19 protein-coding genes and 2 tRNA genes are annotated in these 21,431 nt (G+C 70.7%); 2 read left to right on the top strand and 19 right to left on the bottom strand.

Annotated elements, in window-relative coordinates:
- Positions 1 to 12: 12 nt before the first annotated feature.
- From J2S43_RS34720 to J2S43_RS34770, 11 genes are all read right to left on the bottom strand, one after another.
- Positions 13 to 1,512, bottom strand: a complete 1,500-nt coding sequence (locus J2S43_RS34720; RefSeq protein ID WP_370881810.1) for an acyl-CoA carboxylase subunit beta — start codon at positions 1,510 to 1,512, stop codon at positions 13 to 15.
- A 148-nt stretch (positions 1,513 to 1,660) separates the two neighbouring features.
- Positions 1,661 to 3,049, bottom strand: a complete 1,389-nt coding sequence (locus J2S43_RS34725) for an ICP22 family protein (protein WP_306836390.1) — start codon at positions 3,047 to 3,049, stop codon at positions 1,661 to 1,663.
- A 209-nt stretch (positions 3,050 to 3,258) separates the two neighbouring features.
- A complete protein-coding gene (locus J2S43_RS34730; RefSeq protein WP_306836392.1) occupies positions 3,259 to 4,371 on the bottom strand; it encodes a hypothetical protein in 1,113 nt (370 codons plus the stop codon).
- Positions 4,372 to 4,509: 138 nt separating this feature from the next.
- Positions 4,510 to 5,394, bottom strand: coding sequence for a hydroxymethylglutaryl-CoA lyase (locus J2S43_RS34735; protein WP_306836394.1), 885 nt, complete (start codon positions 5,392 to 5,394; stop codon positions 4,510 to 4,512).
- Positions 5,395 to 5,397: 3 nt separating this feature from the next.
- Positions 5,398 to 6,729, bottom strand: coding sequence for an acetyl-CoA carboxylase biotin carboxylase subunit (locus tag J2S43_RS34740; protein ID WP_306836396.1), 1,332 nt, complete (start codon positions 6,727 to 6,729; stop codon positions 5,398 to 5,400).
- A gap of 20 nt (positions 6,730 to 6,749) precedes the next feature.
- Positions 6,750 to 7,358: a TetR/AcrR family transcriptional regulator gene (locus tag J2S43_RS34745; RefSeq protein WP_370881694.1), complete on the bottom strand. Its 609-nt coding sequence runs from the start codon at positions 7,356 to 7,358 to the stop codon at positions 6,750 to 6,752.
- A 118-nt stretch (positions 7,359 to 7,476) separates the two neighbouring features.
- Entirely contained in the window at positions 7,477 to 8,064 is a 588-nt protein-coding gene (locus J2S43_RS34750) for a VanZ family protein (protein WP_306836398.1), read from the bottom strand.
- Positions 8,061 to 8,942 (bottom strand): sulfurtransferase, encoded by an 882-nt coding sequence (locus tag J2S43_RS34755; protein ID WP_306836400.1) that lies wholly within the window; start codon positions 8,940 to 8,942, stop codon positions 8,061 to 8,063. Before J2S43_RS34755 ends, J2S43_RS34750 begins: the two co-directional genes overlap by 4 nt.
- Before the next feature lie 10 nt (positions 8,943 to 8,952).
- The gene (locus J2S43_RS34760) at positions 8,953 to 9,729 is read right to left on the bottom strand and encodes an SGNH/GDSL hydrolase family protein (protein ID WP_306836402.1); all 777 of its coding nucleotides are present in this window, start codon (positions 9,727 to 9,729) and stop codon (positions 8,953 to 8,955) included.
- Between the two features lie 151 nt (positions 9,730 to 9,880).
- A complete protein-coding gene (locus tag J2S43_RS34765; RefSeq protein WP_306836404.1) occupies positions 9,881 to 10,987 on the bottom strand; it encodes a TolB-like translocation protein in 1,107 nt (368 codons plus the stop codon).
- On the bottom strand, positions 10,984 to 11,514 hold the full coding sequence (locus J2S43_RS34770; RefSeq protein WP_370881695.1) for a SigE family RNA polymerase sigma factor: 531 nt from the start codon (positions 11,512 to 11,514) through the stop codon (positions 10,984 to 10,986). The genes J2S43_RS34765 and J2S43_RS34770 overlap by 4 nt, the downstream gene beginning before the upstream one ends.
- A gap of 63 nt (positions 11,515 to 11,577) precedes the next feature.
- On the opposite strand from J2S43_RS34770, the gene J2S43_RS34775 reads away from it, so the two are divergent.
- Entirely contained in the window at positions 11,578 to 13,311 is a 1,734-nt protein-coding gene (locus J2S43_RS34775) for a proline--tRNA ligase (protein WP_306836409.1), read from the top strand.
- A gap of 248 nt (positions 13,312 to 13,559) precedes the next feature.
- A complete protein-coding gene (locus J2S43_RS34780; protein WP_306836411.1) occupies positions 13,560 to 13,982 on the top strand; it encodes a SufE family protein in 423 nt (140 codons plus the stop codon).
- A 45-nt stretch (positions 13,983 to 14,027) separates the two neighbouring features.
- On the opposite strand, the gene J2S43_RS34785 is transcribed toward J2S43_RS34780, so the two are convergent.
- The 8 genes from J2S43_RS34785 to gyrA form a co-directional block, all read right to left on the bottom strand.
- Positions 14,028 to 14,561, bottom strand: a complete 534-nt coding sequence (locus tag J2S43_RS34785) for a YbaK/EbsC family protein (RefSeq protein ID WP_306839659.1) — start codon at positions 14,559 to 14,561, stop codon at positions 14,028 to 14,030.
- A gap of 15 nt (positions 14,562 to 14,576) precedes the next feature.
- On the bottom strand, positions 14,577 to 15,470 hold the full coding sequence (locus J2S43_RS34790) for a glycoside hydrolase family protein (RefSeq protein ID WP_306836413.1): 894 nt from the start codon (positions 15,468 to 15,470) through the stop codon (positions 14,577 to 14,579).
- A 9-nt stretch (positions 15,471 to 15,479) separates the two neighbouring features.
- A complete protein-coding gene (locus tag J2S43_RS34795; protein ID WP_306836415.1) occupies positions 15,480 to 16,418 on the bottom strand; it encodes a sulfotransferase family protein in 939 nt (312 codons plus the stop codon).
- 990 nt (positions 16,419 to 17,408) lie between these two features.
- Positions 17,409 to 17,481 (bottom strand) — tRNA-Ala (locus tag J2S43_RS34800).
- 10 nt (positions 17,482 to 17,491) lie between these two features.
- Positions 17,492 to 17,620 (bottom strand): DLW-39 family protein, encoded by a 129-nt coding sequence (locus tag J2S43_RS34805; protein ID WP_306836417.1) that lies wholly within the window; start codon positions 17,618 to 17,620, stop codon positions 17,492 to 17,494.
- 67 nt (positions 17,621 to 17,687) lie between these two features.
- Positions 17,688 to 17,761, bottom strand: a tRNA-Ile gene (locus J2S43_RS34810).
- A 128-nt stretch (positions 17,762 to 17,889) separates the two neighbouring features.
- Positions 17,890 to 18,834, bottom strand: a complete 945-nt coding sequence (locus tag J2S43_RS34815) for a DUF3566 domain-containing protein (protein WP_306836419.1) — start codon at positions 18,832 to 18,834, stop codon at positions 17,890 to 17,892.
- A gap of 3 nt (positions 18,835 to 18,837) precedes the next feature.
- On the bottom strand, positions 18,838 to 21,360 hold the full coding sequence (gyrA, locus tag J2S43_RS34820) for a DNA gyrase subunit A (protein ID WP_306836421.1): 2,523 nt from the start codon (positions 21,358 to 21,360) through the stop codon (positions 18,838 to 18,840).
- Positions 21,361 to 21,431: the final 71 nt, after the last annotated feature.

Genomic DNA, 21,431 nt, shown 5'->3' on the forward strand with positions numbered 1-21,431 from the left:
CGGGTCTCCCCTCTAGACGGGCGTCACACCGTGCCGGCGGCGGGCGAACGTGCGGTCCTTGCCGTCCGCGGCCGCGTATCGCGCGATCAGCTCGGCGCGCAGATCGGCCGCCGGCACGATGGTGTCCACCACCAGCTCGCCGGCGAGGCGCGCGATGTCGATGTCCCGCTCGTACTCCGCGCGGCGGGCGGTCACGAACGCGTCGCGCTCCGCCTCGTCCTCGATCGCCGCGATCTTGTTGGCGTAGACCGCGTTCACCGCGGCCTCCGCGCCCATTACCGCGATCTTGGCGGTGGGCAGCGCGATCGTGGCGTCCGGGTCGAAGCCGGGGCCGGCCATCGCGTAGAGACCGGCGCCGTACGCCTTGCGGACCACCACGCAGATCTTCGGCACCGTGGCCTCGGAGACCGCGCTGATCATCTTGGCGCCGTGCCGGATGATGCCCTGCTTCTCCACCGCGGTGCCGACCATGAAGCCGGGCACGTCCGCGAGGAACAGCAGCGGCACGTTGAACGCGTCGCAGAGCTGCACGAACCGGGCCGCCTTGTCCGCGGAGTCGACGAACAGCACGCCACCCTTGAACATCGAGTTGTTGCCCAACACCCCGACGGTACGGCCGTTCAGCCGGCCGAACCCGACGGTCAGCTCGCGGGCCCACAGCGCCTGGATCTCCAGGAACGAGTCGTGGTCGAGCAGGCCCTTCACGAACCGGCGCATGTCGAACGCCTGCCGCTCGCTGGCCGGAACCAGCCCGCCGAGGTCGACCGAAAGAGGGTCTTGAACCGAGGCGACCGGCGGCTCCTGCGTCCAGTTGTCCGGCAGGTAGGAGAGGTAGCGGCGGACCACGTCCAGCGCCTCGGCCTCGGACTTGCACAGGAAGTGGCCGACGCCGGACTCCGCACAGTGGACGCGGGCGCCGCCCATCTCCTCCAGCGTGGTCTGCTCGCCGGTGACCATGCGGACCATCCGGTCAGACCCGAGGTACATGCTGGCGTTGCCCTCGACCATCGCGACCACGTCGCAGAACGCGGGGATGTAGGCGCCGCCGGCCGCGGACGGGCCGAACAGCGCGCAGACCTGGGGGATCGCGCCGGACGCGCGGACCTGGGTGTGGAAGATCTTGCCGGCGCCGCGGCGGCCGGGGAACAGGTCGACCTGGTCGGTGATCCGGGCACCGGCGGAGTCGACCAGGTAGATCATCGGGTGGCCCCGCTCGTACGCCCGCTCGATGATCCTGATGATCTTCTCGACCGTGCGGGCGCCCCAGGAGCCGGCCTTGACCGTGGAGTCGTTCGCCATCAGGCAGATCGGGCGGCCGGCGACGGTGGCGGTCCCGGTGATCACACCATCCGCGGGCAGGCCGTCGGCCAGCGCGTTCGCGTAGCGCCCGTCCTCGGTGAACGAGCCGTCGTCGACCAGGTGCGCGATCCGCTCGCGGGCGAAGAGCTTCCCCTTCGCGGCGTTGGCGGCGTGGTACTTCTCGGCGCCGCCGGCCTCCGCGCGCTTGCGCATCTCCGCCAGTCCCGCCTCGTCGAGCGTCACCGGACCCCTCCCCGCACCGTGGCTTAACGAGCGTTAGGGTAACCCACCTCCAGGGCGCATGCCAGGGAAAAGCCCCCGTGCGAGCACGCACGGGGGCTTTCCGGTGTTACGTGGTGCTTCAGCCGAGCAGGCCGCCGACCAGGTTCTGCAGCTGCAGGCCGTTGGTCAGGCTGTTGGTACCGCCCTTGGTCAGGCCACCGACAACCGGGAGCTCCATCGACTCGGCCGAGTGACGACCCGCGGCCGCGTCCGCACCGGCGCCGTAGGCGTCCGGGCTGACACCGTCGTAGTCGCCGGACGGGTTGCCGCTGCCGTCGTCGACCGGCTCCTCGTCCACCGGCTCCTCGTCCATCGGCTCCTCGTCGGCCGGCGCCTCGTCCGCGGGCTTCTCGTCCGCGGGCTTCTCGTCCGCGGGCTTCTCGTCCGCGGGCTCCTCGTCCGCGGGCTCCTCGTCGGCCGGCGCCTCGTCCGCGGGCTCCTCGTCGTCGCCCGGGTAGTGCGAGTCCGGCTGCTCCGGGGAGACGCCGTTGCCGTTGTCGCCACCGTTGTCGCCACCGTTGGAGCACTGCGCGGCGGCCTCGCCGTCGCCCAGCACGCCCGCCGCGATGCCGCAGATGTTGATCGGCACGTTGACCGGCACCGCGACCTGGAGGTTGTTCAGCACGCCGTCGACGTCGCCTGCGCCGCCACCCTGGTGGATGCCGGCCTCGCCCCAGTTGGAGCCCTCGTTCTTGCAGTCGGCGGCCGCCTCGCCGTCACCGAGCAGCCCGACGGCGACGCCGCACAGGTTGATCGGCACGTCGACCGGGACCGCGACCGCGGCGTTGTTCAGGATGCCGTCGACGTCGCCGCCGCCGGTGTTCTGCGTGATGCCACCCTCGGCACCGCCGTGGCCCTCGGCCCAGCCACCGTTGCTCAGCTTGGCGGCCGACTTGGCGTCGCCGACCGCGATGCCGCCGGCGTTCACCGGCACATGGATCGGCGCGACGACCGACAGGTTGTTGCCGATCCCGTCGACGTCGTTGCCGCCCGCACCCTGGCCCTGGCCGCCGTGCCGCTTGGCACCGTGCTCGGTGATGGTGGTGGACTCGGTCTCGGCGCTGCCGCCGTTGTGGCCCTTGCCCTCGGCGGAGGCGTCGCCCAGGATGCCCGCGGCAACGCCGATGACGTTGACCGGCACCTGGATCGGCGCGGCGACCTGCAGGTTGTTGGCGATGCCGTCGACGTCGCCGCCACCCGAGCCCTGGGTGATGGAGTGCTCCGGCAGCTCGTTGGCGCACTCGGACGCGGCGTAGCCGTCGCCGAGCACGCCGACCGCGACGCTGCACAGGTTGATCGGGATGTCGATCGGCGCGGCGACCGACGCGTTGTTCAGGATGCCGTCGGTGTCACCGTCGGACGTGGAGGCCTGCTGGATGTCGGCGGCCTGCGCGGCGGTCGGCGCGAGCAGCAGCGCGCCCGCGGTCAGCACGCCAACGCTCAGAGTCTTGCGAACCCAAGTCTTCATGGGAAGGCAATAACCTTTCAAAAGAAGAAAAGAGAATGTCTCTTACGGAATTTCGCTATTAGGTTGTGGTGCCGAATGCGTAGTCCGGCCGGCGAACGAACGCCTTGCCGGGCGCGGCGGCGCCCTGGACCTTTGTGTTGTTTCCCCTGGTGATGGCGGGGAGAGCCATCCGGCACCGATACGTCGGCGGAACCATCATCGAGCCGTTCTCAATCTGGCCTGTGTGGCTGGCACAGCACCGGTCGATGGTCCCGGTGCACCAGCTCGGCATCGCGCCGGGGCGGTGGGCCGGACGCGGCCCCCATCGTGCCCGTGACCGCGCGGAGATGACGGCGGACGATCCTCCGCCGGTGTTCACTACCGACCCGCCGGCCGGTGTTCCCGTCGTGCCGCCCGAGGTGCCCTTGGCAGGCCCGATCGGCGGTGCGCCGGGAGGCTGCTCCGGGACGCCCGTGCGGGCGTCTCGGAACGGGAAGCGGCTCGATCGGTGCCGAGCGCGCGGCCCGCTCGGGCTTCGAGTCGGGCCGCAGTCCGGTCACGACCGCCGCCGCCGACACCCGGCTGGGCGCGGTGCTCGCGGCGGTGACACCCGTGATCGGGGTGACCGGGGTCAGAACCACCACGTCCGGGAACGCGGCGGCGGAGTCGATCCCGAGACTGCCGTGCTCGGCCGGCGTGTCCGTCGTACCCACCAGGCGGGTGAGGTCACCGAGCGGACGCGACGGAACCGGGCCGGGCTTCGGGTCCGGTCCGCCCCGGCCCGCTGGACCGGCCAGTGGTGCGGCCGCGTCACGGACGGCGGGGTCTGCGGAGCCGGTCGGTCCGCCGGTGAGGCGGATCGGTGCGACGGGCTCCCGCTCGGCACCGTCACCGGTGACGAGCGTGCGAAGCGGATGCGCCGGAGCGTCGGGCTCCGCCGGCTGGCGCGCCGGCATCGCCGTGTCGTTCCGGGCGGAGATGCCGGTGCCGGGGAGGTGGTCCGTCGGCAGCGCGGCGGTGACCTCGGCCGCAGGCGTCAGAAGCTCACCGACCAGCGAGGGTGCTCGCTCCTCGACCACCCCGGTGCCGAGGTCGTTGACGAGGGAGAACACGCCCGGACCGCGGTGGGCGGCCTCGGTAGGCGTCTCAGGCTCTGCGGCGTGGGCGGCAGCGGCGGAGAGCGGCCAGGCCGCCCCCGCGATGCCACTGACGACGAGCGTGCGCAGGACCGGCCGGCGTCCCCGGCGATCCGCCACCACCTGGTTGACTGATCGCAGGACCGCGGACACGCCGAAGGGCGGGACGGCGGTCGCGGGCACGGTCGTGCATGACGCACGTTCCACCCGTTGCTCCGCCATTGGTCCGCCCCTCGTCCGTCGGCACGTCGTTCGGCGGGCGCTTCATCCACGCAAAATGGACGAAACGCTCTCACCGAATTAGGTAACGAAGCGGATAAGAGCGGGATACGCGACGAATCGGAATTACTGGGGCGTTAGTCGGGTCCGGGGACCGGCACGCAGCACGCCGGACGGCAACTCCCGACCGGTGATCTGCTCGGCCAATGCCGCGGCCTCCAGGAGTTTCTCCAGGTCGATGCCGGTGTCGACGCCCATGTCGTGCAGCATGTGGACCACCTCCTCGGTGGCCACGTTGCCGGAGGCACCCGGCGCGTACGGGCAGCCGCCCAGACCGCCCACGCTCGCGTCGAACTCGGTCACGCCCAGCTCCAGCGCGGTCAGGATGTTCGCCAGGCCGGTGCCGCGCGTGTCGTGGAAATGCAGGAGGAGCGGGACCTGGCCGACCGCGGCCAGCAGCTCGCGTACCCGCCGGGGGGTGGCCATGCCGGTGGTGTCGCCGAACGCTATCCGGTCCGCGCCGTCACCGAGCACGCGCTCCACGATCCCGGCCACCCGGGCGGGCGGGACGTCTCCCTCGTACGGGCAGCCGAAGCTGGTCGCCACGATCACCTCGACCGTGGCACCGGCCTCGTGCACCATCTTGATCAGGTCGGTCAGGCCGGCCAGCGACTCCTCGGTGGACCGGTTGAGGTTGCGCCGGTTGTGCGTGTCGCTGGCCGAGACCACCACCTCGAGCTCGGTGAACCCGGCGGCCAGCGCGCGCTCGGCGCCACGCGGGTTCGGCACCAGCGCGGAGTACCGCACGCCGCCGGCCTTGCGCGCCCGCGCCCACACCTCGTCCGCGTCGGCCATCTGCGGGATCGCCCGCGGGTGCACGAACGACACCGCCTCGATCCGCCGCACGCCGGTGGCGGAGAGCGCGTCCAGCAGCCGGACCTTGGCGTCGGTCGGCACCGGCGCCTCGTTCTGCAGCCCGTCGCGCGGGCCGACCTCGCGGATCGAGACCATCACTCACTTCCCTCGCATGCGGGCCACGATGCCGGTGTCGTAGTCGCCGGAGCGGAACTCCGGGTTCTCCAGCAGCTCGGCGAAGAACGGCAGGTTCGACTTGGGCCCGGCGATCTCGAACGCGGCGACCGCGTCGCGCGCGCGGGCCAGCGCGGTGTCCCGGTCCGCGCCGAAGACGACGAGCTTGGCCATCAGCGAGTCGTAGAAGCGCGGGACCGTCGTGCCCACGGCGTAGCCGGAGTCGACGCGGACGCCCTCACCGGTCGGCTCGACCCAGGTGGTGACCGTGCCGGGGCCGGGCAGGAAGCGCTTCGGGTCCTCCGCGTTGACGCGCAGCTCGATCGCGTGGCCTTTCAGGTTCGGATTCGTGAATCCCGGCGGCAGCCCGGCCGCGACCCGCAGCTGCTCCTCGACCAGGTCCACGCCCCAGACGAACTCCGTGACCGGGTGCTCGACCTGCAGCCGGGTGTTCATCTCCAGGAAGAAGAACTCGCCGGTGGCCGGGTCGAGCAGACACTCCACCGTGCCGGCGTTGCGGTAACCGACGGCCTCGCCGGCCCGGACCGCGGCGGCCAGCAGGCGCTCCCGCAGCTCGGGCGAGACCGCGGGGGACGGCGCCTCCTCCGCGACCTTCTGGTTGCGGCGCTGCACCGAGCACTCGCGCTCACCGAGCGCGACCACCCGGCCGTCGGCCAGGCCGAGGATCTGCACCTCCACGTGCCGCACCCGGGGGAAGTAGCGTTCCAGCAGCACGGAGCCGTCGCCGAACATGCGCTCCGCGAAGGCGCGGACCTTGTCGAACTCGGCACGCAGCGCGGCCTCGTCCGCCGCGACCGCCATGCCCATGCCGCCGCCGCCCGCGGCCGCTTTGATCATCACCGGATAGCCGATGCCCGCGGCCACCGCCGACTCGACGTCCGTGACCGGCTCACGGGTGCCGGGCGCGACCGGCACGCCGGCCGCCTCCATCAGGTTCCGCGCCCGGATCTTGTCGCCCATCGCGGCGATCGCGTCGGCGTCCGGACCGACCCAGATCAAACCCTGGCCGGCGACGGTACGGGCGAAGTCCGCATTCTCCGAGAGGAAGCCGTAGCCCGGGTGGATCGCCTGCGCACCCGTCGACGTCGCCGCCGCGAGGATCGCCTCGGCGTTGCGGTAGCTCTGCGCCGGATCGGCCGGCCCGACACAGACCGCCTCGTCCGCCTCGCGCACGAACGGCAGATCCGCGTCCACGTCCGAGTGCACCGCGATGGTGCGCACGCCGAGGCGGCGCGCGGTGCGGATGATCCGGCGGGCGATCTCGCCCCGGTTCGCGACGAGCAACGACTCGATCATGCGGGAGCGCCCTTCTGGAGTTATCCGGCGTGCACCAGTGCGGAGAGCGTCGCGGCGCGCAGCAGCACGGCTCGGCGCTCGCGCTCGACCTCGCCACCGAGGAACGGCGTGGAGTTCATCAGGCCGAACGCCGCGTGTGCCATGACACGCGCCTCGGCCGCGGTCAGCTCGGCACGGAGCACGGTCAGCACCTGCACCCACTCCTCCACGTAGAGACGCTGCAGGCGGCGGATCTGCCGGCGCGGCTCCTCCGGCAGGCGGTCCAGCTCGTGCAGGTGCAGCGCGATCACGGCCGGGTTGGCCAGCGCGAACTCGACGTGGAAGCTGATCAGGGACTCGAGCGCGGCGCGCGGGTCACGCTCGTGCTCGGCGACGCGCTCCCGGCCGCCGGCCAGCAGGCTCTCGCTCACCGGTATCAGCGCCGCGACCAGCATCGCCTCCTTGCCACGGAAGTGGTGGTAGAGCGCGGGACCGGTGACGCCGGCGGCCGAGCCGATGTCGTCCATGGAGACGCCGTGGTAGCCGCGGGACGCGAAGAGCCGAACGGCGATGGAAAGGATCTCGTCCCTGCGCGAGCGCTTCTTGGTGTTCTGGCCCGGAACACTCGGGGTCTGCTGGTCCACCGTCACCCGCCCAGCCTATCCCCATGTCAAGCAAAGGCTGAACGATCGTTCAAGCAATGGGAGCGTGATCACTGTGGTCATGGTCGCCGCTTCGCTCCTCCGGCTCGGGCGCTCTCGGGCGCCCTCACGCGCGGGTCGGGGTTTCCGCCAGGGGCGGGACAGAAGCGCCAGGGCGGGGCTGGTGGCGTTGACCAGGACCGCGCCACCAGGGGCGGGACAGGAGCGCTGCCAGGGCGGCGCCGGTGGCGTTGACCAGGACGTCGTCGATCGAGGCAACGCGGCCGAGGGCCAGGGCGTACTGCAGCGTCTCGACGGTGGCGGAAGCGGCGGCGCCGAGCAGCAGGATCCGGCCGACGCCGCGCAGCGCGGGCCAGCGGACCGGCGCGAGCGCACCCAGCCCCGCGAAGACCAGCAGGTTGCCGGCCACCTGGTAGCCGAGGAAGCCGAGCCCTTCCGCGGCCTGGTTCGGCAGATCGGTGAACGGGATCAGGAAGACCTGGCCGGGCGCGTCCAGCGGGGTGAGGATCATCCACACCCAGGGAGCGGTGGTCGCCAGCATGCCGATCTCGGCCGCGCTGTGCCGCCACGCGACCGCCCGCGGCACGCCGCGTCGCACGCGCAGCGCGGCCAGCCCGGCGGCGACCAGGGCCGCCACCGGGACCAGCGCGAACGCGATCAGAACGACGTGACCCCACTCACGCCAGACGCTCAACGAGGATCCGGGCCCTTCACGATGGGCGCGCGGACCAGATTGCCCCACTCGGTCCACGAGCCGTCGTAGTTGCGCACGGCCGGCAGGCCGAGCAGGTGCCGCAGCACGAACCAGGTGTGGCTGGACCGCTCACCGATCCGGCAGTACGCGATCACGTCGTCCGGCCCGGTGACGTCCGCGTAGATCTCCCGCAGCTCACCGGCCGGCTTGAACGTGCCGTCCTCGCGGGCCGCCTGCTTCCACGGCCGGTTGACCGCGCCCGGGATGTGCCCGCCGCGCAGCGCGCCCTCCTGCGGATAGTCCGGCATGTGCGTCAGCTCGCCGCTGTATTCCCCCGGCGATCGCACGTCGACCAGCGGCTTCCCGGCGCTCGCGTGCGACTCGACCTCCTCGCGGAACGCGCGGATCGGCGCGTCGTCGCGGACCGGCACCGGGTAGTCCGCGCGTGGGCGCGCGGTGCGGTCGCGGGTCAGCTCACGGCCCTCCGCGGCCCACTTCTGCCGGCCGCCGTCGAGCAGGCGCACGTCCGCGTGGCCGAAGAGCGTGAAGACCCAGAGCGCGTACGCCGCCCACCAGTTGAAATTGTCGCCGTAGAACACGATCGTGTCGTCGCGCCCGATGCCCTTCGCCGCGCACAGCTCCGCGAACCGCTCCGCGGTCAGGTAGTCCCGGGTGACCGCGTCGTTCAGCTCGGTGTGCCAGTCGACCTTCACCGCGCCCGGGATGTGACCGGTGTCGTAGAGCAGCACGTCCTCGTCCGACTCGACCACGATCAGGCCGGGATCGTGCAGGTGCTCCGCCAGCCACTCGGTGGTCACCAGGCGCTCGGGATGCGCGTAGTCCTGCAGGTGCGGTGCGGGATCCGTGGATGCGGGCATGGCCCCTAAGTTACGCGTCCTCCCGGACGATCGGTGCCAGCGACGGTCGTTTCGCGGTGATCAGGTCGCCGGAGGACCGGCCGGTCAGCCGCCGGCGCACCCACGGCGCCAGGTAGCGGCCGGCCCAGCGCAGGTCGGCGCCGCGGGCGAGCAGCCACGGCGTCGGCGCCGGGTGCGGCGGGACCAGCATCCAGTCCTCGTCCACGGCGACGCCGAGCGCGTTCAGCACGTGCGCGGCGGTGCGCCGGTGCCCGATCTCGGACAGGTGCAGCCGGTCGACGCTCCACAGCAGCGGGTTGCGGAACTCGTCGTCGGCGAACAGGTCGACCAGGCGGGCGCCGGTCTCCGCCGCGGTCTCACCGACGCGCGCGTTCATGTAGGCGACCCGCGGGCCGACCATGCGCTGGCCGGGCAGACGCAGCGTGATGTCCGCGAACCGGAAGACGATCGCGTCCGCGCCGGTCGCGCGGACGCGGGCGACCGAGTCGTGAAAGCTGTCGCAGACCGTGACCGGGTCGCACTTGGGCCGCAGGATGTCGTTGCCGCCGGCCGCGAAGCTGACCAGGTCCGGGCGCATCTCCAGCGCGATCGGCAACTGGTCGGCGATCACCGACGGGAGCAGCCGGCCGCGGATCGCCAGGTTCGCGTAGCGGAAGTCCGGTCCGGCCTCGGCGGCGAGCCGGGTGGCGACCAGGTCGGCCCAGCCACGGAAGGTGCCGTCCGGATAGGGATCGTCCATGCCCTCGGAGAAGCTGTCCCCGACGGCCACGAAACTACGCCAGCGCATACCCTGTCCCCCACTAGGTAGTTGCATCCTCCAGGCATTTTGCCGACTCGCATTACTCGCCGGTAGGGCCCCGGCAGGTGAGTTTCAAAACAACAAACCCCGCGCGGGTACGTACCGGCGCGGGGTTTGTGTGTTGTTGTGTTTCCGCCCGTCAGGGCATCACCACGCGTAGGAGCACCGACTCGCGTACCTCCGCGGGCTCGTCGGCCTCGCCGAGCAGCCGGCCGTCCGGCGCGTAGACCGCGAGCCAGGACCGGTCCGCCTCGACGAAGCGTGCCACCAGGTCGCCGCCCGGCGTGTAGTACAGCTGCTGCGCGGCGACCCGGCCCGGGGCGAGCGGAAACGGCAGGGTTTGGCCGGTCCGGGTGTCGATCACATGGTTGGCCTGCAGCGTGCGTGGCGGTGCGAGGTGCCGGTCGGAGGCGTTGTCGATCAGGCGGGCGGTGATCCGCTCGCCGTCCGGCGAGACGCTGCTGATCTCGAAGTCCAGCCGGTTCTCGGACAGGTCCGGAATCATCCTGGTCTCGCCGGTGCGCAGGTTCCGGACGTGCGTCTCGAAGGTGCCGAGTCTCGGACTCACGGTGTAGGCCAGCCAGTCGCCGTTGGTGTGCACGTCGCAGGCGTAGCGGAGCTCATCGTCGTCGTCGCGCACCGTGAACGCTCCCCCGTCGACCGCGAACCAGCCGGCCTCCACGATGTTCGACTCGGGTTCCCACGACGTTATCAACAGCCGGGTGGAGTCGGACGTCCACTCCGGCACGGTACAACCTGCGCTGACCCGGAAGTCCCCGTCCTGCCGGTTCAGCACGACCATGTCGTTGTCGCCGACCCGGCTCAGGTGCACGCCGGCGTTCGAGAGCCAGGACAGGTAGGTTCCGTCCGGCGAGACGGTCAGCGATTCCCGGAACTGGTCGCCGGCGTACCGGCCGAACGGGTAGTCGCGGTAGTAGAGCGTCCGTACGCCGCTGCCGTTCCAGACCGCCAGGTTCCCGAAGCCCCCGAGATTGGCGGTGTAGATCGCGGATGTCGCACCCGCCGGCAGCGTCGCCACCGGTGTCGGTAACGCCCGGTCGTCATCGCGCCCCAGCGCCACCACGGCCGACGCGGCCGCGACGGCCAGCACGGTCGCGGCCGCGACCAGCGCGAGCCGGGTGCGGCCGATCCGGCGGGAGGTGGCGACCGCACGGTCGCGCAGATCGGTCGGCTGCGACTCCTCGGCCAGCTCGGCCAGGCCGGCACGGAGATCGTCGAGGTTCATGCCGGGCTCCCGTCGAGGTCGGTCACGGTGCGCAGCTTGGCCAGCGCCTTCGCGGTCTGGCTCTTCACGGTGCCGACCGTGACGCCGAGCAGGTGCGCGGTCTCGGCCTCGGTGCGGTCCTCGAAGAACCGCAGCACGATCACCGCGCGCTGCCGGGGCGGCAGCGTCAGCAGCGCGGCGCGCAGCGTCATCCGCAGCGCGGGATCGGCACCGGCCGTGCCCGTGCGCTCCGGCAGGTCACCGAGCGGCACCTCGGCCACCCGGCGCCGCCGCCACCAGGAGACCTGCAGGTGATACATGGTCTTCCGGGTGTACGCCTCCGCGTTGCCGACCCGGTCCAGCCGCCGCCACGCGCGGTGCGTCCGGGCCAGCGCGGACTGCACGAGGTCCTCGGCGAGGTGCTGATCGCCGGTGAGCAGGTAGGCCGCGCGCAGCAACGCGGGGGTGCGGCCTCGGACGAAGTCGTCGAAGCCCGGTGACGGCGGGTCGGCCACCGGCGTCCTCCTGACGGCAGCTGAGGGGGTCATGTCAGCCCAGACGCGAGTCTGCCCGGGAATGGTTGCCCGCGCTGTGCGCCGTACCCTTCTCGCATGCTGCTTCGCATGTCGACCCTGTTCCTGCGCACACTCCGCGAGGACCCCGCCGAGGCCGAGGTTCCGAGCCACCGGCTGCTGGTCCGCGCCGGTTACGTCCGGCGTGCCGCGCCGGGCGGGTACACCTGGCTGCCGCTGGGCAAGATGGTGCTGGACCGGGTCGCGGCGATCGTGCACGAGGAGATGCGGGCGATCGGCGGGCAGGAGGTGCACTTCCCGGCGCTGCTGCCACGCGAGGCGTACGAGAGGAGCGGCCGGTGGACCGCGTACGGCGACGACATCTTCCGGCTCAAGGACCGGCGCGGCGCTGAATACCTGCTGGCGCCGACGCACGAGGAGATGTTCACGCTTCTCGTGCAGGACCTGTTCGGGTCGTACCGCGACTTCCCGGTGATCCTCTACCAGATCCAGACGAAGTTCCGGGACGAGGCGCGGCCGCGGGCCGGGCTGCTGCGCGGACGCGAGTTCCTGATGAAGGACGCGTACTCGTTCGACCTGACGGACTCCGGTCTGGAGGAGTCCTACGCGAAGCACCGCGTCGCGTACCAGCGGATCTTCGAACGTCTGGGTCTTGACTTCACGATCGTGTCGGCGCAGTCCGGCGCGATGGGCGGCTCCGGTTCCGAGGAGTTCCTGGCCGCGGCCGAGGTCGGCGAGGACACGTTCGTCGGCTGCACCGCCTGCTCCTACGCGGCCAACACCGAGGCGGTCACCACGCCGGCTGTTGCGGCCGGCTCAGTTGAGCACCCCGCGGCCGAGGTGCACGACACCCCGGAGACCCCGACCATCCAGTCGCTGGTCGACCTGGCCAACGCGCGCGGGCTGGCCGGGCGCACCGACTGGACCGCCGCCGACACGCTGAAGAACGTGGTCGTGGAGCTGAGCCGGCCCGGCGTGGCCGAGAAGGAGCTGCTGGTCATCGGCGTACCCGGCGACCGGGAGGTGGACCTGAAGCGGGTCGAGGCGCAGCTGCACCCCGCCGCGGTCGCCATGTTCGACGACTTCGCGGCCCGGCCCGACCTGGTGCGCGGCTACATCGGCCCGCAGAAGCTCGACGCCCGCTACCTGGTCGACCCGCGCGTGACGGCCGGCAGTGCGTGGCTGACCGGCGCGAACGAGCCGGGCAGGCACGCGACGAACGTGGTCTCCGGGCGGGACTTCACGCCGGACGGCACCATCGAGGCGGTCGAGGTGCGGGCCGGTGACCCGTGCCCGAACTGCGCGGACGGCACGCTGGAGATCCGCCGGGGCATGGAGATCGGGCACATCTTCCAGCTCGGCCGCCGGTTCGCCGACGCGTTCGGGCTGGACGCGCTCGGCCAGGACGGCAAGCCGATCCGGATCACCATGGGGTCGTACGGCGTGGGTGTCTCCCGCGCGGTCGCGGCGATCGCGGAGCAGCACTGCGACGAGCGCGGCCTGGTGTGGCCGAAGTCGGTCGCGCCGTTCGACGTGCAGGTGATCCCGGCCGGCAAGGGCGCCCAGCTGGAGATCGCTACTGAGCTGGCCTCAACGCTGGTGGCCGCGGGCCTGCGGGTGCTGCTCGACGACCGGCCGGCCAAGGTGTCCACCGGCGTGCGGTTCGCGGACGCGGACCTGATCGGCGCACCACACTCGGTCGTGGTCGGCCGCGGTGCCGCGGACGGGGTCGTGGAGCTGCGTGTGCGCGCCACGGACGAGCGTTCCGAGGTCGCGATCTCCGACGTCGTCGGCCTCCTGACCCGCGATTGAGGCTCCCGTCCGGCGGGTAGGCGGACGGTCATGGTGACAGCCGGTGCACCAGGGCGTGTTTGGCGGATCTCGTCGAGTCGAGGCCGAGGTCCAGGTGTTGTCTGGGTGTGCGCGGAAGTCGCATACCGGTGTTGTATGTGGGCTTTTGCGACGTGCGGCCAGGCGGCGCCTGGGCCACGCCGCGGACACGACGCCGCGCGGCCGCTGGACGTGGTGGCGCGCGGCGATCTGGTGAGTAGTTTGTGATCATGCCTGAGATGCCGCCGAAGCTGGCCGAGATCGTCGACGAGCTGGCCTCCGCACCGCGGGACGTGGTGCTGGAGATGCTGCTGGAGTTCTCCGACGCGGTCCCGCCGTTGCCGCCGACCATGGCCCACGAGGGCATGGAGCAGGTGCCGGAGTGTCAGACCGCGTTCTTCCTGCACGCGGAGGTCGGGGCGGACGGCGTGGTGACCGTCTTCTTCGACGCGCCGCCGGAGGCGCCGACCACCCGCGCGTTCGCTGGCATCCTCGCGGAGGGCCTGGCCGGCGCGACCGCGTCCGAGGTGCTGGCCGTGCCGGACGACCTCTACGTGCGGATGGGGCTGGCCGAGGTGATCAGCCCGCTCCGGGTGCGCGGCGGCCACGCGATCCTGGCTCGGCTGAAGCGGCAGGTCACCGCGGCTTCGTGATCTTAAAGCTTCCGTTTCATGTCCATGTTTCACGTGAAACGGTCGTCACGGCAGCGCGTGGGCCAGGCCCTCGACGACCTCCGCCCCGGGCAGCTCGGCCGCGAGCGCGCCCGGGAGCTGGAGCTTGCCGTGCCGGACGCCGGAACCGATCACTACTGAGGCCGCCTCACGCACGCGCGGGTCGACCAGGATCGGCCACTCCGGCGGCAGCCCGATCGGCGTGATGCCGCCGTACTCCATGCCGGTCAGCGCCACGGCCTCGTCCATCCGCGCGAAGCTGAGCTTGCGGACGTTCAGGTGCTTGCGGACCACGCCGTTCACGTCCGCGCGCGTGGTGGCCAGCAGCAGACAGGCCGCGTACCGAGTGACGCCCTCGCGCTTGCCGGCGACGATCACGCAGTTCGCGGACTCGTCGAGAGGCACGCCGTACTCCGCGCAGAACGCGGCCGTGTCGGCCAGCCCGGCGTCGATCGGGGCGACCTCGACGCCCGGGCGATCCCAGCTTCTGAGGGCGGCCTCGACCGGCGCGGCCAGCAGGTCCGGCCGGTCGAGCGCCGGCTCGGTCTTCAGGTTTCCCATCACCGAGCCATCGTGTCAGACCAGCTCGGTGCGCAGCTCGTGCGCGCCGTCCGGCCTGGTCCCCTCGTAGTAGATCCGGCTGCGACCACCGTCCAGCGGAACCACGCTCAGGTAGCGCAGACCGTGCGGCGCGTGCGGCGACTCGATCGGGTCGACCCCGTCCGCGATCAGCCGGCCGAACGTGCCGCGCGCGATGCCGGTGCGCTCCTCCCAGTTCTCCTGCGCGGTGGCCCGGCCGTCGTAGGCGACGGTCAGCTCGTCGCCGTCCGCGAGCACCGCGGCCACCCGGACGCCGCGCGCGTCCCACTCGCCGGGCCGGCCGGTCAGCGCGGTGCCGCGCCAGGTCCAGGTCACGCCGTCCGGGCTACTCGCGTACCAGGTCGCCATCCGGTCGGCGTGCTCGTCCGTCTCCAGCGGGTGGCAGGACGCCCAGAGGTGCCAACCGCCGTCGTGGAACAGCACCACCGGATCCTTCACGCCGACCGTGTCGTCGCCGGGCAGCACCGTGACCGCGGGCGCCGTGGCCAGACCCTCCGGCGTGTCCGCCTCCAGCAGGTCGACGCGCCAGTGCTTGGTGCCCGGCGTGGCCACGCTGACATACACGCGCCACCGGCCGTCCGGCGTACGGACCAGCGCGGGCCGCTCCAGCGACTCGCCGCCGAACGCGTCCCGGTGCAGCTCAGCGACCGTGCTGAAGTCGATGCCGTCGTCGGACCGGGCGATCACGTTGACGAAGCCGCGCCCCTCCCCGATCGGCTTACGAAGCCGGTAGGCCAGGTAGATCGTGTCGCCGTCGCGCACGGCGCTGGGAGCACCGGCCCAAGCACCGGTCCGTCCCTCCGGGGGCGCGATCACGGTCGTGCCCTCGTGCCACCGCGGCAGGGGAAACGTCGTCGTCGGCGTGGTCACGCTGTCTCCTTACTTGACGATTTGTGCGGTATGGGTGGTCAACTGCGTCCAATCGTCGTACGACACGCCGGTGACCTCCTCCAGCAGCCGAATCTCCTCGACGAACCCGGGCAGCACCGCCGCCCGCTGCTCCACGGTCAGGCGCGGCCGGCGCCCACGCTCCCGGTGCAGCGCGGTCAGCAACGGGCCGCGGAACGCCTTCCGCAACCACACCGGATAGTGATGGCCGATCCGCCCGCCGGTCCGCAGCAGGTAGCGCAGCGCGCCGTTGACCGGCGTGTCCGCGACCGAGAAGTTGACGTTCGCCTGCGGCACCACGTCGATCACCCCGGTCTCCACGCCCAGGAACGCGCACACCCTGTCCAGCGCCTCGGCCGGCGTCTCGCGGAGATCCCGATAACGGAGGATCAGCACCTGCTCGCGGTCGAACAGCTCGAACAGGTGCCGCACCTGGCTCCCGTACCGCCCGAGGCCCGCGTAGTGCCAGAACGCGGCCCAGCCTGCCGCGACCCGCTCCGGCTCACGCCGCATCGCGGCCACGAAGTCCGCCTCCGGCTCGAGACCGGCGGTCCACAGGTGCTGCCAGTTCGAATGTGCCCGGTCGACCGGGTCGCGCAGCAGCAGGATGATCCGCACATCCGGCGCCAGCTTCCGGATCCGCCGCTGTGCCTCCAGATCGTGCAGGTAGAACGGTGTCGCCTCGCCGGTCAGCGCTCCCGCCGGCGCCGCCGCGAACAGGTTCTCGTAGTCAGCCCGGCGCCACACGTGCTCCTGATAGGTCTGCACGTCCCCCGGACCGCCATGCCGCGGCGGCGGCCCGTCCGACAGGAAGAACTTCGGCTCCTTCACCCGCGACAGGTAGAGCCCCGGATGGTTGGCCAGCGCCGCGTGCAGAGCCGTCGTACCGGCCTTCGGCACCCCCGCGATCAGGAAGTCGGGCATCCCCATGGCGACTCCTACTCCGTTAATCCCATCTCCTTAATGGGATATCTGCCACCCTACCCACTACCCCTCATTCCCCCAACCATCTCTCTCCCGGTTCCCCCACCCGACCACCCTCACCACGCGCTCGCCCCACACGCACACAGCCTGCGCATATGTCTGCGCACTGCCGGCAACGATCCACGACGCGTATGCGTGGCCCGCCGAACGTGGAAATCAGTCCATGCAGACTCCCGCTCCGGCGCGAACGGGCCAGGCAAGGCCAGCGGCGAAGGAGGCGAAGACCGGGAGTCCGGAAATTTCGCACTAAAGCCGGCCGACAATGCAGTTTGCCACGCCGGACGACGCCGGCCACGCCGGACCCAGACCTTGAGTGATCAATCAGTGGTACGAAAAGAGATCGCTTATCGAAGTTGATCGCTCTCTTGTGCCACTGATTGATTACTTAGGGCAAAACGGGAACGATGCGCTAACACAGGAGCGTGCTAGCGGAGGGAGATATCCCGATATTTCGGGCTGCAGACGCCCGATCGCCACCTCAACAACACAGCCCCAGCAGCGCGGCCGGCGCACAGCAGCGGCCAGCGCGTTCGGAAAGAGCCAGGCTGGCATCACGACGGTCTCGCCCAGCAAGCCGACCGGGCAGGGCTGCAGGCGGGTCCGAGCCGGTTCGGCGAAAAAGCGAGCGGGCTGGGAAGCGGCCTCGGCGGAAAAGCGAGCCGGGCCGAGAAGCGGCCTCGGCAGTCGCCCCAAGCCCTACCCCGCAGCCACTCGTCCAGTCACGATCTAAGGCTGCCGACCGAAGGAAGACACACACGTACCCACAAAGGCAGTAATAAAGCGAGCGAAGCGAGCCGAATCAACCACAACAAACCCGCACCCCGCCCACGCAACGCAACCACCAGATCGTGGGGCCTCCGGGGGCTCGGCCCCCGGAGCAGAATGACGAGCGCCCCCGGTCCGCGCCTTCCGCGGACAGGGGGCACCCCAAGCTCGTGGAGCCCAGGAGAATCGAACTCCTAACCCCCGCCTTGCAAAGGCGGTGCTCTGCCAATTGAGCTAGGGCCCCGGGTTCTTACTTACCGCAGGTCGGGAGCGGTGGTGGCCTCGTGCCACAGCGCGCGCTCATCGCTCGACTGCTTGATCTTTCGTGCGATCAGGACGGCCGCGCCGACGACACCCGCTGTGATCAGGAGCTTCTTAAACATTGGGGTTGTCCCCTCGCTGTTTGAGCCGGCCGACCCGGGTGTCGCTGCGATCCGGGAGAATCGGAAGTGGGGCTAGCTGGAATCGAACCAGCGACCTCAGAGTTATCAGCTCTGCGCTCTAACCGACTGAGCTATAGCCCCGTGCGACCGGGAAAGATTACCGCACTTGCTCCGGACCGCCCAAATCGGGGGTCCGGCGGCCAGGTTCAGTGTCGCGCGGCTGCCGTGGCGAGGCACGCGATTTTCTCCTGGCCGCCGGGTCCGGTGGATCAGTCCCGCTCGGCGAGCGTCAGCTCGACGCCGCCGACGAGGTCGGCGCAGACGTTGTAGATGAACGCGCCGAGGGTGGCCAGCGCGGTGAACAGCACCACGTTGACCAGGCCGATGAGCGCGGAGGTGCCGATCACGCCCTTAGCGGTGATCTTGAAGGGTGCGCCGCCGCTGTCGCCGCCGGATGCGGTGACCAACTCGGCCAGCGTCTCGTTGACGCTCTGGAACACGCCCATCGCGTCGAGCGCCAGGTAGAGCACGGACGTGGCCACGATCACCACGATGAACAGCACCAGCGAGACCGCGAACGAGAACTTCATCACGGACCAGGGGTCGATCCGCTTGACGTTCAGCCGGGCCCGGCGGGGGCCGCGTGCGGCGGCTCCGCCGACCGCGTTGCGTGCGGCCCGGATCGTGTCCGTGACGCGGGCCGCGCCGACGCCGCGCACGGCACCGCTGACCTTGCTGCCGAGGCCGCTGAGGCCGGTGGTGGTGGTTCCGCTCGCCGCCGCGCCGGCACCGGCCGGGATTCGTTCGGTCCGCTCGCCGGGCGGACTGGACGGGCTGCCGCTGCCGCCGGCCGGGCTGGCCTTCGGCGGGGTGGTGGGCTTGGGGGGCGCGGTCTTGGACGCCGTCGCGGCCGAGCTCGCCGTGGCAGGCTTGCCGGCCGGCACGATGACCGGCTTCACGGTGTCCTTCTCCGTTCCCACGGCCGGGGTGGCCGGCTTGGCGGTCCCGGCCGGGGAGGAGCCGGCCGGTGCCTCGTCCGGCGGCGGCTTCATCCCCGGCGCGCGCGTGAACTTCGGGGACGGTGCGTCGGAGGGTCCGACCACCGCACGGCCCACGACCGCGCGGCCCTTGGCCTTGGCGTCACCGTCGGCGGAGTCCTTGCCGCCCGGAGTCGCCGAGCTCCCCGCTCCCGACGTCGCCTGTGTCTCCGTCATTCATCAGTCCTGTTCGTCAGGCTCGTCGGCATTGCGAGCAATCGCCACGATGGTCACGCCGTCTGGGAGATCCATGAGCTTGACCCCCATTGTGTTCCGGTCCCGCGTACGACGCACAGGCTTCACCGGAGTCCGGATCACGCCACCGTTGCTCGTGATCGCGAACAGTTCATCATCCGGGTCGATGACAACGGCACCGACCAGACCACCACGCCGTTCCGTGATCTTGGCGGTCAGCACGCCCTTGCCCCCACGTCCCTGCACCGGATACTCCTCGATGGGTGTCCGCTTCGCGTACCCACCGTTGGTGGCCACCAAAACGTCCATGCCTTCCTGGACGACCTCCATCGCGAGCAGCTCGTCGTCCTCGCTGAAGCGCATGCCGATGACACCGGAGGTCGCTCGTCCCATCGGGCGCAGCGTATCGTCTGTCGCCTCGAAGCGGATCGCCTGAGCCTTCTTCGAGACAAGGAGAAGGTGGTCCTCCGGTCCGGCCAGGGCCGCGCCGACCAACTCGTCCTCCTCGCGCAGGTTGATGGCGATGATGCCACCGCTGCGGTTGGAGTCGAACTCGCCCAGCCGGGTCTTCTTGACCAGGCCTTCCTTGGTTGCGAGCACGAGGTACGGCGCGATGTCGTACCCAGGGATCACGATCACCTGGGCGATGTGCTCCTCGGGCTGGAACGCCAGCAGGTTGGCCACGTGCTGGCCACGCGCGGTCCGGCTGGCTTCCGGCAGCTCGTAGGCCTTGGCGCGGTAGACCCGGCCCTTGTTCGTGAAGAAGAGCATCCACGAGTGCGTGGAGGTCACGAAGAAGTGCGAGACGATGTCGTCCTGGCGCAGTGTGGCACCACTCACACCCTTGCCGCCGCGCTTCTGCGAGCGGTAGAGGTCGACCTTGGTGCGCTTCGCGTACCCGGTGCGGGTGATCGTCACCACCACGTCCTCGCGGGCGATGAGGTCCTCCATCGAGACCTCGCCGTCGAACGGGATGATCTGGGTGCGACGCTCGTCGCCCCACTTCGCCACGGTCTCGCCGAGCTCCTCGGAGATGATCGTGCGCTGCCGCTCCGGCTTGGCCAGGATGTCCCTGAGGTCCGCGATCTCGATCTCGATCTTCGCGAGCTCGTCGATGATCTTCTGACGCTCCAGGGCGGCGAGGCGCCGCAGCTGCATGTCGAGGATCGCGGTGGCCTGGATCTCGTCCACCTCGAGCAGCGACATCAGGCCCTGGCGCGAGTCCTCGACCGTGGGCGAGCGCCGGATGAGGGCGATCACCTCGTCGAGCATGTCCAGCGCCTTGACCAGGCCGCGCAGGATGTGCGCGCGCTCCTCGGCCTTGCGCAGGCGGTACGCGGTCCGCCGGCGGATGACCTCCATCTGGTGGTCGACGTAGTAGCGGATGAACTGCGCCAGGTTCAGCGTGCGCGGCACGCCGTCGACCAGCGCCAGCATGTTCGCGCCGAACGTCTCCTGCAGCTGCGTGTGCTTGTACAGGTTGTTCAGCACGACCTTGGCGATCGCGTCGCGCTTCAACACGACCACGAGGCGCATGCCGGTACGGCCGGAGGACTCGTCCCGGATGTCGGCGATCCCGGAGAGCTTGCCCTCCTTGATCAGGTCGGCCATCCGCTCGGCCAGGTTGTCCGGGTTGACCTGGTAGGGCAGCTCGGAGACGACCAGCGAGGTGCGGCCCTTCGCGTCCTCCTCGACCTCGACGACCGCGCGCATCCGGATCGAACCACGGCCGGTCCGGTACGCGTCCTGGATCGCCTGAGTGCCGACGATCATGCCGTTGGTCGGGAAGTCCGGGCCCTTCACGATGCCGAGCAGCGCTTCCAGCGTCTCGGCCTCGTCGACGTCCGGGTTCTCCAGACACCACTGCACGGCCGCGGCGATCTCCCGCAGGTTGTGCGGCGGGATCTTGGTGGCCATGCCGACCGCGATGCCCTCGGAGCCGTTGACCAGCAGATTCGGGATCCGCGACGGCAGGATCGTGGGCTCCTTGGCCCGGCCGTCGTAGTTGTCCTGCATGTCGACGGTGTCTTCGTCGATGTCCCGCAGCATCTCCATGGCCAGCGGGTCGAGCTTGCACTCGGTGTACCGCATGGCGGCCGCGGGGTCGTTGCCCGGCGAGCCGAAGTTGCCGTTGCCGTCGACCAGCGGGTAGCGCAGCGACCAGTTCTGCGCCATGCGGACCAGCGCGTCGTAGATCGACGAGTCGCCGTGCGGGTGGAACTGACCCATCACGTCACCGACGACGCGGGAGCACTTCACGTAGCCGCGGTCCGGCCGGTAACCGGAGTCGTACATCGCGTAGAGGATCTTGCGGTGCACCGGCTTGAGGCCATCGCGGACGTCCGGGAGCGCGCGGCCGACGATGACGCTCATCGCGTAATCGAGGTACGACCGCTGCATCTCTACTTCGAGGCCGACCGGTTCGATCCGGCCGCCGGCGTCCACCGCGGCCGGGGCCGCAGGCTCCTCCGGCTGCTCGCTACCCGTGGACTCGGGAGTATCCGTCACAGTTAACCCTAACTACTGTCAAAAGCGGCATTTCCCTGTGGATAACCGCTGTGGAAAGCGCGGAAGCTGTG

The organism is Catenuloplanes nepalensis (assembly GCF_030811575.1).
GTDB classification, from domain to species: Bacteria; Actinomycetota; Actinomycetes; order Mycobacteriales; family Micromonosporaceae; genus Catenuloplanes; species Catenuloplanes nepalensis.